Raw genomic sequence first — 12429 nt, 5'->3', positions numbered from 1 at the left:
CGCTAGACGCGGTTTTCCTCGGCGGAACGGATCGGATCGCGAAAATCCTCGGTCAGGTCGCGCATCACGATGATCGCGCCGCCGACCGCGTCATCGCTCCTGCGCTGCGTCAGCATCTGGCATTCGAGCAGAAGCCTGCCGTGATCCTCGGTGTCGAGATAATAGCAATAGCTCAGGTCTTCGCCGCCGAAACAGCGTTCGAGATAGGCTCTGGCACGCTTTTCGAAACGCCGGTCGCCGATCAGCTCGACGATGTGCCGGTCGTGGATCGCGTCCGGCGGCTTTCCGTGGAAGCGCCCGTTGGCCGGCGAGGTGTAGCCGATGCGCCAATCCGTTCCGACCGTCGATATCCGAAGGTTGGTCAACTCGATCATGCTCATCGCCTCCCGGTCCGGCAGCCCGTCTTCGAAGATGCGACGTCCGAGCTCTGCATCCAGCGCGGGCGGCGCGTTCCGATCGTTGCCTCGGGATTTCGCACCGTCTGCGACATAGCGGTCGATCACGGCGTGCAGGTCTGATAGCGGCGGTTTGTCGGCCGAATGGTCTGTCGTCTTGGAGACGAGGTCCATGAAGAAGTCGATCTGCATGCGCCGTTCGAACATGCATTTGGAGGACGCATCGCGAATCGAATTGCGAAACCACCGCATACGGATATCGAGTTCGCGTATTGCCGCGCTGTCCTCGACCTGAATGGCGCGCGAGAGCGCGGTTTCACAGTGCCGATAATCGTCGATGAGTGACGAGAGATCCATTTTTGCTTGCGCGCCCCTGTTCAAGCAGGGGGACCATACCTGTTATATCCGCCTTTAAAAAGGCGATTTAACCCGGTTCTCGGTCGGCCGGCAATAATTTTCAAGTAAACGCCGTCACCCGCACCGCATTTGACTTCTCTTACGTTCGGGAAATCCGGGTTTTCTGCGCATGGCACATCCCGCGCGAGGCCGCGCGGGATGGTTGTTTCCGGTCCAGGGCCTCAGCGATTATTGGCCGTGAGAAGAGGCGTGATGTTTCGGATCGTTGCCCGCCTGTTCTGCGCCTCGGCCCGCTCGGTGTCGATCTTCAGGAACTGCTCGCCATAGCCCTGCGTCACCAGGTTCTCCGGCGGCACGCCGTAGCGTTCGACCATGATGCGCGCCACCGTTTCCGCGCGACGGTCCGACAGCGCCAGGTTCGAAACATCCGATCCGATCGCGTCGGTGTGCCCTTCGACAAGGATCACTGTTGAAGGATCCTGCTCGATCAGGGCAAGAACGGCACGCGCCATATCCTCGAGAAGCGGGACCTGGCTTTCGCGCACGATCGCCGACCCGGTCTCGAAGGTGATCGTGTCGAGATCGACGCGCCGGACCTTGGCGCGCAGGCGCTCGCTCTCGCGCACCTCGCGCAGCGTGTAGTCGTTCTCGACCCGTTCGACTGGCGGCGCGGTGATCGTGTCGAAGATATCCTGGCGGCTCGCCCGGCGCGCCGGCATGATGTAGCGGTCGCGCGGGATATCGACGCGGATCGGCGGCAGCCTGCGCTCGTAATCCACCCGACGGCGGTCGTCGCGGCCGCGATTGTCGATCAGCACAATTTCGCGCCCGTTCGGCAGGATACGGGTCCGCTTGAGGATGTAGCCACCCTCGTCGCGGACGGTCTCGATGCGCACGCCGTTGCGCCGCGTAACGGTTTCCAGCGTCCGTCCGCCGCGAAGCCGCTGCACGGTCACTTCGGCGTCGCCATCGCGCAGCAAGCTGCTCTCGTCCTTGCGCACGTAGTATTCGCCGTCACGCTCGACGATGATGCGGTCGCCTTCGTCCTGGATCACACGTCCGCCGAGAGCGGGGATGACAGCGCCCAGGATGGCGCCGACGGCGGCCGCGCCGATTGTTTCGCCGCGATTGCGGCGCGCTTCCTCGCGTCGTTCTTTTTCGTCGGCGCGAATACGGCCCCGCTGTTCCTCGGTCACATCGTCGGGCACGACGATCGTGGGCTCCTCGACCTGCTCGGCATCGGCGCGGTCGCGCTTCTTGCCGTCGCGACGGTCGCCCATGCGGCGTGTCTCGTCTTGATCGTCGCCGCGACGCTTGCGCTCGCCGGACTGCATGTCCTGCATTTCAGGCTGCTCGGCCGCGCCTTCCTCCATAGCCGGCTGCTCGGGCTCGGCTGACGGTTCCATTGCCTTCGGCTCTTCCATGGTCTGCTCGGCGGCCGGTTCTTCCGGCTGCGCCTCCTCCATGGCGGGCTCTTCTTCCACGGTGGGCTCTTCCGGTGCCGGTTCCTCGGCAGCGGGCTCCGCTGGTGCTGGCTCCTCGGCGGCAGGCTGTTCCGCTGCGGGTTGTTCGGCTTGCGGTTCCTCCGCAGCCGGCTGCTCTGGGGCCTCCTGCGGAACTTCTTCGGCAGCGGGCTGCTCGGGCGCGGGCTCTTCTGCGGCCGGCTGTTCCGGTGCGGGCTCCTCTGCGGCAGGCTGCTCTGGTTCAGGCGCGGGCTGCGCTTCCTCTGCTGCGGGTTGGTCGGGCGCGGGTTGTTCAGCGGCCGGTTCTTCCGCCGCCGGTTCCTCCGCGGGGGCCTCGGGTGCTACCGCGCAGTCCGGGTGATCGGGGGTTTCCTCGCAATTGACCGGCGGCGTGCTGTCCTGGGCGAAAGCGATCTGCGCCGGTGCCGGCAGCGTGATGGCCAACGCAAGCGCGATGGCCGTGGAATTCTGGTAGAATCTTTTCTTGGTCATCATTTTTCTCTGTTAGCGCGTCCCTTCGCGCCCCGCGCGGATGCGCGGGTCTGGTCGATCAGAATGCGCAATTGCGGCAATCGTTCCGCCGGCCGATCACGAATCGTCTCGTGGCGAGATACCGGCCGGTTGCTTCAGAGTTTGTCCAGCATGGCGTACCAGGTCAGCGCCAGCGTCAGCATCGGCTTGCGGAAACGCCGCCCGCCGGGGAAGGCGGGAACCCTGAGATCGCGGAAATATTGCAGCCGGTCGCGATTGCCCGTGACCGCTTCGGCATAGAGCTTCCCGGTGAAATTCGACAGCATCACCCCGTGCCCGGAAAAACCGCCGATCGCGGTCACGCCGGGCTTCACGTCGCGCACGAAGGGCTCGCGCGGCATGGTGATACCGACCGACCCGCCCCAGGCATGGGTGATCTCCACCTCGGCCAGTTCCGGATAGATCTCCGCGATCTGCTTGCGGATATGCGTGCTGATGTCGCGGGGATTGTCCGCCGTATAGGCCTCGCGCCCGCCGAACAGCAGCCGGTCGTCGCCATATTTTCGGAAATAGCGCACCACGAAGCGCGAATCGTCGATCGACTCGCCGCCCGGGATGATCTTGCGCGAAAGCGCGCCAAGCGGCGCCGTCGCACCGATGAAGGAACGAATCGGCATCACATGCGCCGCCGACACCGGCTCCAGCCCGCCATTGCCATAGGCGTTGACGGCGATCAGCGCGCGGTCGGCGGTGATCGTGCCGCGCGGCGTTGTCACGGTCACCTTGCCGCCGGACTGGCCGAGCGCCGTGGCCGGCGTCGTCTCGAAAAGCTGTGCGCCGGCTTCCGCCGCCACGCGTGCCGTGCCGATGACCAGCCGCAGCGGGTGGATATGACCGGTATGCGTGTCGCGCAGCGCGCCATGAAAGAATGTCGAGCCGACGCTTTGTGCGGTCTCGTCGCGCTCCATATAGGTCAGGTGCGGATAGTCGTAGCGTTCCGCCATGATCTCGGCATGGCGGCGATATTCCCCGACATAGCGCTTCTTGTGGACCGCCGATATCTGTCCGGCGCTGTAGCCGATATCGATGCCGTGTTCGGCCGCGAAATCGTGCATGTGCCGCTTGGCGTCCTCGGCGATATCGAACAGGGCTTTCGCGCGCTCGAAGCCGATCTCGCCTTCCTGATCCTCCGGCCATGCGCGCAGTCCGGTCCCCATCTGCCCGCCATTGCGTCCCGATGCACCGTCGCCGAAGCGCGCCTGCTCGATCAGCACCACGTTGACGCCGGCCTTCGCCAAATGCGCCGCCGCCGAAAGACCGGTGAACCCGCCGCCGATGACGACGACGTCGCAGGCGCGGTCACCGTCGAGCGCCGGGTATTCCGGCCGCTCGCCGGCCGTCGCCTCGTACCAGGAAATGCCGGGAGAGATAGGAGATTGGTAGGTCATGGCAGTCCGGCGAATGGCATATGGGGTGTTGTAGACAGGGGTGGGTCCAGGCTTGTTCTGCTCAGAATATCGGAATCAGCATACTCGCTACTCGCTACTCGCTACTCGCTACTCGCTACTCGCTCACACGTTGAGAAGCAGAAATTCCCGCTCCCACGGGCTGATCACCCGCATGAAGGTCTCGAACTCGCCGCGTTTCACGCCAGCCAGCGTCGCGGTGAATTCTCGGCCCAGGATATCGTCGAAATCGCGTTCCGCCTCCATCAGCGACACTGCTGAAAGCAGGTCGCGCGGCAGCGAGATCGCCCCTTCATTCGCCGTTTCCGCCGTCGGGCTCGTCGGCACGATGCCGTTGACCATGCCGAGATAGCCGCAGGCAAGCGAGGCGGCGAGCGCCAGATAGGGGTTCGCGTCCGATGACGGCAGCCGGTTCTCCACGCGCCGCCCGGCAGCATTCGAGGTCGGAATGCGGAAGGCGGTTGTGCGGTTGTCATAACCCCATGCGGTGTTCACCGGGGCGGCCATTTCCGGCGTCAGCCGCCGGTAGGAGTTCACATAGGGCGCCATCATCACCAGCGCCTTGGGCACGTAGTGCTGCATGCCGCCGATAAAGGCGCGGAACAGTTCCGTCTCCGAGCCGTCCTCGGCGGAGAAGATGTTCGCGCCGGTCTTCGCATCGACCACCGACTGGTGGATATGCATCGCGCTGCCGGATTCGCCCTGCATAGGCTTTGCCATGAAGGTGGCGAACATGTCGGATTTCAGTGCCGCCTCGCGGATGGCGCGTTTCATCAGGAACACCTGGTCGGCAAGTTGAACCGGATCGCCGTGACGCAGATTGATCTCGAGCTGCGACGGCCCTTCCTCGTGGATCAGCGTGTCGATCTCCAGCCCCTGCGCCTCGCAGAAATGGTAGATGTCGTCGATCAGCTCGTCGAATTCGTTGACCCCGGCGATCGAATAGGCCTGCCCGCCGGCGATCGGCCGGCCGGAGCGTCCGACCGGCGGCTGCAACTGGTAGTCCGGATCGTTGTTGCGCGCGACGAGATAGAACTCGACCTCCGGCGCCACGACCGGCCTCCAGCCCTTCTCCGCATAGGCCGCGACGACGCGTTTCAGCACGTTGCGCGGCGTATAGGCGATGTCCTTGCCGTCGGCGCCCACGAGGTCGCAGATCACCTGCGCCGTCGGGTCGCTCTCCCACGGCACCGCCGAAAGCGTCGAGAGATCCGGCATCAGCTTCAGGTCGCCGTCATGCGGATCGTAGCGGAAATCGCCGGTTTCCTCGGGATACTCGCCCGAGATGGTCTGCCGGAACAGCGCCGAGGGCAGCGCCAGCGAGGTCTGCGAGGTGAATTTCTTCGACGGCATCATCTTGCCGCGCGGCACGCCGGCGAGGTCGGGCGTAATGCACTCGATATCCTCGATGGAGCGCCAGGAAAGCCATTCCTCGGCCTGCTTCCAGTTGGCGACGCCGTATTTGTTGTCGATAAATGCGGGCGGCTTCGCGCGCGTGGTCTTCACCTTGGCCGAGCGCTTTGCTCCGCCGGTCTTCGTCGTGTCCTTGGCCATCAATCACCGGTTGGTTGCGGATGTTTGCTTATAAGCCGGGCGAACGGAGCGGGAAAGGGGGCGTTTTGCCCCGCCGAGCTGTCAGGCCGGTACGGCGATTGCCGCGTGGCCGTCCTTCTTTTCCAGCAATGCGCGGAACGTGTCCGCATCGACCGGGCGGGAATAGTAATAGCCCTGGCCGACATCGCATCCGATCAGCCGCAGGAATGCCTCCTGCTCGTAGGTCTCCACGCCTTCGCACACGATCTTCAGGTTGAAGGCGTCGCCGAGCATGGCGACAGCGCGGACGATGCCCTGCGCCTCGACGCTGGTCGTCAGGTTCTTGATGAACTGCTTGTCGATCTTGATTTCGTCGAAGCGCAGCCAGGAGAGATAGCCGATGCCCGAATAGCCGGTGCCGAAATCGTCGAGCGAGATCGAAACGCCGAGCGCTTTCAGCGTCTTGATGCGGTCGAGCAGGCCGGCGTCGCCTTCCAGCATCTCGCTTTCGATCAGCTCGATGGTCAGGCGTTCCGGCGCCAGTCCCGTCTCTTCCAGCGCCGCGCGCACATGGTCGAGAAAGGCGTCGCTCGCGATCTGCTGCGGCGCGACGTTGATCGAGATCGGAATCCCGACCGGCCACGATGCGGCCTCGCGGCAGGCCGTGAACAGGATCCAGCGCCCGAGTTCGCCGATGAAGCCGTTCGCTTCCGCGACCGCGATGAACTCGTCCGGCGCCACGTTGCCGAGATGCGGATGTGTCCAGCGCGCCAGCGCCTCCGCGCCGTGCGGCGCTGTGGTGGAGAGCCCGACCTGCAACTGGTAGGCGATGTGGATCTGGCCGCGGTCGATCGCATGCCAGAGGTCGCGCTCGATGATCCGGCTGCGCATGCGCTGCGCCGCGAGCGCCTCGTCGAACGCGACAATCCGCGAGCCGCCCGTCATGCGCGCCTTGTCGAGCGCGATCTCGGCGCGGTCGAGCAGGATCTCCGCCGCGACCGGTTCGCCATGCCCCACGTCGCACAGGACAACGCCGCCCTGCACGCCGATGCGGGCGTTGCCGCGGTCGACGGGGTAGGGCGCGTTGACGGCATTGGCGAGTGTCTCCGCCGCGGCGTAAGCCGCCGCCTCGTTCTCGATGCCGCCGAGAAGAACCGCAAACGTGTCGCCGCCGAGGCGCGCCGTGCCCAGCACATGGCCGCCCGCTGCCTGCAGCCGTTCCGCGAAGCTGCGCAGCACGGCATTGCCGGTATTGCGCCCGAGCGTGACATTGATCGTCTTGAACCGGTGGAGGTTGAACGCGACGATCGCGAACCCGCCCTTCGCGGTGTTGGACGTCTCACTGTCGATGATCCGCAGGAAGGCGTGGCGGCGCCACACGCCGGTCAGGTCGTCGCGGTCGGACAGCCAGCGCAGTTTCTCCTCGAAGGAGAGGCGCTCGGAGATGTCGCGCGCCGTCAGGCAGGCGACGATCGGACCGCGACCCGCGCTGTTCGCCTTGCGGCGGCTCTCGGTCGCCTTGCGCAGTTCCGAGATGCCGATCGTGTATTCGATGGTGCGCAGCGATCCGTCGCCCGCCATCGGCATGGTCAGCGTCCTGGTCTCCGCCCGGTGGCTGTCATCCTCGCGCGCCCGCGCGATCGCCCTGCCGATGGCCCGGCAAAGCTCCGGCGGTAGGAAATCCGACATCGCCGCGCCGTTCCTTGGCAGGTCGTCGAGGTCGAAGATCTCGCGCACCGCCTCGCTGACCTGCAGCGCCCGCCCGTTTTCGTCGGTGACGATGATCGCGTCGAAATTCTCGCGCACGACGTGCTGCAGCACCTGCCGCATGTTGCCGGCGTCCGTCCTCGCCTCGTTCGACAGCCTGCGGAAGAAGGCCGTCATCGCCAGCGAGCGCATGCCGAGCGCCGTCAGCGCCGAGACATGCACGAAGGCCGTCGGCACCATCAGGCCCTGGAGAAGATAGAAACCGACAGCCGCCGGCTCCGCGATCAGCGGAAGCGCGGCATAGGCGAACACGGCCTGCACCGGCGTCATGCGCGGCAGGCCGAATTGCAGCGCGAGCAACAGCAGGAACACGGGCAGCGCGATGGCCATCGGGTGGAGCGATGTCAGGTTGCGGCCCGCCAGCAATGTCTCCGCCGCCAGGCCCTGCAACACCGCCCCGGCGATGAATTCGGATTTCGGAACGGCGTAGAAGTCGCGCAACTCGGTCGCGAACGCGCCGATCACCACCGTTCGCCCCTCGATCCGCGCCTTGTCGATCGTGCCGTTCAGGAGGTCGATCGCGCTGATCGTGTCGAAACCGGCCGCGTCGATGCCGAAATCGATGGTGATGACCGGGTCGTCGATTGTCGCTGCCCCGGCGATGCTCGCCGGGATGGAGTCGATACGGTCTTCGCCGAGTTGCAGCCCGGTCGGGAACTGCCGCACCCTGCCGTCCGCGTCGGGAAAGACATTGACCGATGCGAGCCAGGCATATTCCGCCAGTTCGGGGATCGGCGCGGTAATCAGCCCGCCGGCCTCGTGCGATGCCGCGTCGTCATGCTGCAGGAAGACCGGCAGCGTCACCGTGCCGCCGGCGCGCTTGATGGCGGCCGCGAATGCGGCGTCGTTTTCCGGCGTCGAGGGTGTCGAGAAGTCGATGTCGAAAACGATGTCGCGCGCGCCGAGCGACCGCAGCCGGTCGGTCATGTCGGCATGGATGCTGCGCGGCCACGGCCAGACGCCGACGGCGTCGAGGCTCTTCTTGTCGATCGCCACGAAGGCGATCTCGCCCGAGACCGGGCGGTCGGAAAAGCCGAACCGCTTGTCCGCGAGGAACCGGTCGAGCGGGGCCAGCATGGACAATGCCTGGGCTGCGAGGATCAGCGCGAGCATCGCCGCGCAGACCAGGTCACGTCGTCTGATTGCTGTCCACCGCATCGGCAGGCGCCTCGGCTCTTCGCGGTTCGTCACGCGCGGCGCGGTTTAGTTCTTGCCTTTGCCTTTGCCATTGCCGTTGCCGTTGCCGTTCCCGCCCGCATTGTTGTTCCCGGAACCTGAATTGCCGTTTCCATTGCCGCCGGCATTGTTGTTCCCCGAGCCGGAATTCCCGTTCCCATTGCCATTGCCATTGCCATTGCCTTTGCCGCCGCCGTTGCCTTTGCCGTTCCCGCCGGCATTGTTGTTGCCCGGGCCCGCATTGGCGTTGCCGGAGTTGGCGGCACCGTTCGCGCCGGCGCCTTCGGCGGCATTGTTCTTGCTGCCCGCGATCGAGGAGGTGAGCATCTCGGTGTTGCGACCGGAGATCTCGATCGATTGGTCGCGCGCGCCGATCTCGGCCCTGCCGCCCGCGCCCACATAGGCCTTGTGCCCGCTCTTGACGTTGGCGACCTCGACGAGGCCGCGCGCGACGCGGATGTCGGAGGCCCGTTTGGTGCCGGTCACGGTGAACTTGGTGCCCTTGACCACGGCGGCCATGAAGGGCGTCTTGACCGTCATCTGGTCGTAGCCGCGTTTCGCGACATCCACGGTCATCTTGCCGTAACGCTGGATCAGCGTCGTCTTCGGGCGGGCGTCGGTGCCCCGCTCGACGGGGGCGATCAGCGAATAGCCGGTGATCATCATGGTATCGCCGCCGCGCTGCAGCGCCACGCGCCCACCTCTGCCTGTGTTGATCCACGACGCGTTCGGAATCGTCGTTCCGCGCTTGATGAGATGCCACGTATTGCCGTCAGCGGTATATTTGGCCGGCTGGCTTACGCGGTTGACGGTCCAATCGGCGGCCGAAGCCGGGCCGAAAGCGAAAATGACGGCGAAGAACGCCGTCGCTGCGATCATCTTGACGAGACGCATGGTCTGCCCCCTGGTTCTTGTTCTGCAAAATCTTGCCGTCACCTGGCGAAAAAAGTCTGAAACTTCAGTCTGACGCAGGGGAAATCTGAAACCGTGGTTAAGCAGTGCTTCCCGCATCCGGCGCATTTGAAGTAAATCGGGGGGTTCGGGGTTACCGAAGGGCAGGGAACGATGCGCGGCTCAGCGGTTGATAATGCGCATCAGCTGAAAAAGGCCGTATATCCAGAACTTATCCACCAGCACAGCGGCCGCTGTTAGCATTCTCCATCGCAATTCGAGGCAGATGACGGCGTCGGGCGAGTAGTCAGGAGAACGGGTGGCACAATCGACCATGAACTGGCCACTGGCGATCGAGCGGAATCGTGACGCGCTGCTGCGCATTGTCGCGATGCTGTTCACCCTGGCCGGGATCGACGAAAACGGGGCATCCGCCACGCTGCCGCGCCACATGCGCAATCATCTGTTGCGCATGCTGCGTCCCGCCGAATCCGCCGTCCGGCGACTGGTCGTGATTGTCGCGCGGAACCTGGAATACGCGCTGCCGGCGGCGCGCTCCGATGCGCCGGCGCGTGCCGGAAAGGCGCGGGGCCGCAACGGCGAAGCCGAGCGGATGCCGTCATTTCCGGTGATCGACCCGATGCCCGCGATCCCGCTCGGGCCGGTCCGGCGCTATTCGCGGTCCTTTCCGCGCATCACCGCGATCGGCTTTTCCGAACCCTGTCCCGTCCCCGACCCCGCGCTGCCCGACGACGCGGTCGATGCGGCTGGTCTTTGCCGCCGCATGGCTGTTCTGAAGCGGGTGCTGGACGATCTCGACGCGCAGGCGCGTCGTCTTGCCCGCTGGCGGGCGCGGCGCGATCTGGCCCTCGAGGCATTGCGGGAAGGACGCGCGCAGGGAAGGACGATCCGCCTCTCGGCGATGCGGCCCGGCCGTCCGCCCGGCCGCCGCAAGCGGCCGCGTTTCGAGGTCGATAGGGTGCTGGAAGAGTGCCACGCCCTGGCGCGTCACGCCATGGCCTGCGCCGACACCTCTTGAACCAAGGCGAACATGGTCTGAAACGCCGGTTTCGCGGTGAAGCGCGAAAGCGATGGCGCATGCACTCTTGCAACCTGAAATGCACTAGCTTCGCTTTTTCTTCAATTCGCGGTCTTCGATAGAGACCCGCCACACCTGCCCGACGCCCCAGAAGAACACTCCGAGGCTGATGAACAGGGAGGGAAAGAACAGCAGGATGAAGAGCCGGTCCGATATCGCCAATGTCGCCTCCCTTTCGCGGCGCGCTCGCGCCTTGCGTCCGGGGCCATTCTGCGGACCGGCGGCGAGCTTTCATTGACCGCGATCAACCGGCGCTTGCCGGCGATATCGCGTTGCGCGGGCATGCGTGGCCTGCCCGCCGGTCGGTGTGGGGGGAGGCGGCCTTGCCGTCTCCGCCCGGTCGGGGTCAGACAGGGCGCTCGATCAGGCCCATGCGCAGCGCCTTGGCGACGGCATGCATCCTGTTGGTCGCCCCGAGCTTGCGGGCCGCGCTGCCCAGATAGTGGTTCACCGTGTGCGGTGACAGGTCGAGAATGATCCCGATCTCGTCCGAGGTCTTCCCCTCCGCCGTCCAGGCCAGGCAGGATTGTTCGCGCGCCGTGATGCGCGGCTGGTCCTGCGGGGCCATTTCGCCGACGGGCTTGCGGTCGAGCCCTTCCATGATGCACCGGCACGCGAGATCCGTGGTGGCGATGCTCTGGAAGCCCTTCTGCTCGATGGACAGGATGGCCGTGACCAGCTGTCCATGGGCGCGCGGGAACCCCGGAAAGGCGTAGATGAAGGCCGACGCGCCGCCGACTTTCCAGGCCGGGATCATCAGCGGGAGGATCTCGGTGTAGCCGCCGCCGGCGACCGAACCGGCCGCCCTGTCGATGAAGGCGTCGCGGAACTGGTCCTCGATGCCGGTCGATGCGATCAGCTTGGTTTTCGGCGCCGCCTGGTCGATCGTGATTCTGAACAGGACCGCGCTGCTTCCGCCGAATTGCTCGCACAGGGTCTCGATGGAGGCGGTCACGGCGTCCCGGTCGGGCGCCTCGACCATCCACTGCGGGGCGATGTCCCGCATCTGGACGGGATTGGACATGGGTCTAACCGCGAAAGTCATGCCGCATTGATCCAGCTTGAGCGCTGGTCCCCTGCGCCGCCCGACATCCAGGCCGCATTCGCCGCGCCCGTCGGCCGCTTGGCGCCGTCACGCACGTAAAGGCCCGACAACTCCATCTTCTCGCGCATCTGCGCGATCGTCCGGCGGCTGACCTCGAACAGGCCGCAGCACACCGGGCGGCGTCCGTAGCCGTCGGCCTTGCCGACTTCCGTCAGCGGCGCCCCGGCCCGCTTGTAGATGCGCTTCATATGCGGTTCGTAGTTGGAGATCAGCGTGTGGATACCATTGTCCAGCCCGCATTCGGCCAGCGCCAGCAGCATCATGCACATCGCCTGCTGCGGGTCGATCTCGGGCATGTCCTGCGCGATTTCGTCGGCGTCGATGCACATCCGCGTGCCTTCCCAGATCGTCGGGTGGCAGAGATCGAGGTCCTTGGGATAGGTCCTGCGGAACACGTCGTTGAGAAGCGTCGGTCCTGTCGTCGGCAGCAGCCGCAGCGAACCGTATACCGTCGTGCGCTCCTCGTCCGTCCACAGCAGATAGGCCGGGCTCAGATCGTCATAGGAGTCGCGCTCGAATTCGCCGATGACCGGCACGTCCCATTCGAGCTCGTCGTGGAAGACCCGCTTGCGCAGACGGTACATGCGATCGAGCAGATTCCGGTGACGGTGATAGTCGGTTGCCTGTACGAGAAAGAACATCTGGGTACCCCGCTGGTGGTTGTGTATGCGGGGTTCAGTATGTTCGAGCAGGCAATCCGGACAAT

The 12429-nt window shown here is 65.3% G+C and carries 10 protein-coding genes; 1 reads left to right on the top strand and 9 read right to left on the bottom strand.

Going from position 1 to position 12429, the window contains the following annotated elements; genetic code table 11:
* Positions 1–2: 2 nt before the first annotated feature.
* From ACQK2M_RS21845 to ACQK2M_RS21820, 6 genes are all read right to left on the bottom strand, one after another.
* On the bottom strand, positions 3–752 hold the full coding sequence (locus tag ACQK2M_RS21845; RefSeq protein ID WP_425419546.1) for a PAS domain-containing protein: 750 nt from the start codon (positions 750–752) through the stop codon (positions 3–5).
* A 221-nt stretch (positions 753–973) separates the two neighbouring features.
* A complete protein-coding gene (locus ACQK2M_RS21840; RefSeq protein WP_425419545.1) occupies positions 974–2707 on the bottom strand; it encodes an OmpA family protein in 1734 nt (577 codons plus the stop codon).
* 134 nt (positions 2708–2841) lie between these two features.
* Positions 2842–4134 (bottom strand): FAD-dependent oxidoreductase, encoded by a 1293-nt coding sequence (locus ACQK2M_RS21835; protein ID WP_425419544.1) that lies wholly within the window; start codon positions 4132–4134, stop codon positions 2842–2844.
* Positions 4135–4257: 123 nt separating this feature from the next.
* Entirely contained in the window at positions 4258–5706 is a 1449-nt protein-coding gene (locus tag ACQK2M_RS21830; protein WP_425419543.1) for a glutamine synthetase family protein, read from the bottom strand.
* Positions 5707–5787: 81 nt separating this feature from the next.
* Positions 5788–8610 carry an EAL domain-containing protein gene (locus ACQK2M_RS21825; RefSeq protein ID WP_425419542.1) on the bottom strand — a complete coding sequence of 941 codons (2823 nt, stop codon included), beginning with the start codon at positions 8608–8610 and terminating at the stop codon, positions 5788–5790.
* 45 nt (positions 8611–8655) lie between these two features.
* Positions 8656–9522 carry a FecR domain-containing protein gene (locus tag ACQK2M_RS21820; protein ID WP_425419541.1) on the bottom strand — a complete coding sequence of 289 codons (867 nt, stop codon included), beginning with the start codon at positions 9520–9522 and terminating at the stop codon, positions 8656–8658.
* Positions 9523–9838: 316 nt separating this feature from the next.
* Between ACQK2M_RS21820 and ACQK2M_RS21815 the strand changes: the two genes are divergently transcribed.
* Positions 9839–10558 (top strand): hypothetical protein, encoded by a 720-nt coding sequence (locus ACQK2M_RS21815; protein ID WP_425419540.1) that lies wholly within the window; start codon positions 9839–9841, stop codon positions 10556–10558.
* Positions 10559–10642: 84 nt separating this feature from the next.
* Here the strand turns inward: ACQK2M_RS21815 and ACQK2M_RS21810 are convergent, their stop codons facing one another.
* From ACQK2M_RS21810 to ACQK2M_RS21800, 3 genes are all read right to left on the bottom strand, one after another.
* Positions 10643–10780 (bottom strand): hypothetical protein, encoded by a 138-nt coding sequence (locus tag ACQK2M_RS21810; protein WP_223476320.1) that lies wholly within the window; start codon positions 10778–10780, stop codon positions 10643–10645.
* 184 nt (positions 10781–10964) lie between these two features.
* Positions 10965–11642 (bottom strand): helix-turn-helix transcriptional regulator, encoded by a 678-nt coding sequence (locus ACQK2M_RS21805; RefSeq protein WP_425419539.1) that lies wholly within the window; start codon positions 11640–11642, stop codon positions 10965–10967.
* 17 nt (positions 11643–11659) lie between these two features.
* A complete protein-coding gene (locus ACQK2M_RS21800; protein ID WP_425419538.1) occupies positions 11660–12364 on the bottom strand; it encodes an acyl-homoserine-lactone synthase in 705 nt (234 codons plus the stop codon).
* Between the last annotated feature and the right edge of the window lie 65 nt (positions 12365–12429).

The organism is Oricola indica (assembly GCF_965227485.1).
Classification (GTDB): domain Bacteria; phylum Pseudomonadota; class Alphaproteobacteria; order Rhizobiales; family Rhizobiaceae; genus Oricola; species Oricola indica.
The sequence above is the reverse complement of the archived record's forward strand: the minus strand, read 5'-3'. Positions and strand labels throughout refer to the sequence as shown.

Bases quoted from the DNA above. Each gene is read 5' to 3' on its own strand.
- ACQK2M_RS21805 (WP_425419539.1), bottom strand. From the start codon at position 11,642: ATGTCCAATCCCGTCCAGATGCGGGACATCGCCCCGCAGTGGATGGTC.
- ACQK2M_RS21820 (WP_425419541.1), bottom strand. From the start codon at position 9,522: ATGCGTCTCGTCAAGATGATCGCAGCGACGGCGTTCTTCGCCGTCATT.
- ACQK2M_RS21845 (WP_425419546.1), bottom strand. From the start codon at position 752: ATGGATCTCTCGTCACTCATCGACGATTATCGGCACTGTGAAACCGCG.
- ACQK2M_RS21825 (WP_425419542.1), bottom strand. From the start codon at position 8,610: ATGCGGTGGACAGCAATCAGACGACGTGACCTGGTCTGCGCGGCGATG.
- ACQK2M_RS21830 (WP_425419543.1), bottom strand. From the start codon at position 5,706: ATGGCCAAGGACACGACGAAGACCGGCGGAGCAAAGCGCTCGGCCAAG.
- ACQK2M_RS21800 (WP_425419538.1), bottom strand. From the start codon at position 12,364: ATGTTCTTTCTCGTACAGGCAACCGACTATCACCGTCACCGGAATCTG.
- ACQK2M_RS21835 (WP_425419544.1), bottom strand. From the start codon at position 4,134: ATGACCTACCAATCTCCTATCTCTCCCGGCATTTCCTGGTACGAGGCG.
- ACQK2M_RS21840 (WP_425419545.1), bottom strand. From the start codon at position 2,707: ATGACCAAGAAAAGATTCTACCAGAATTCCACGGCCATCGCGCTTGCG.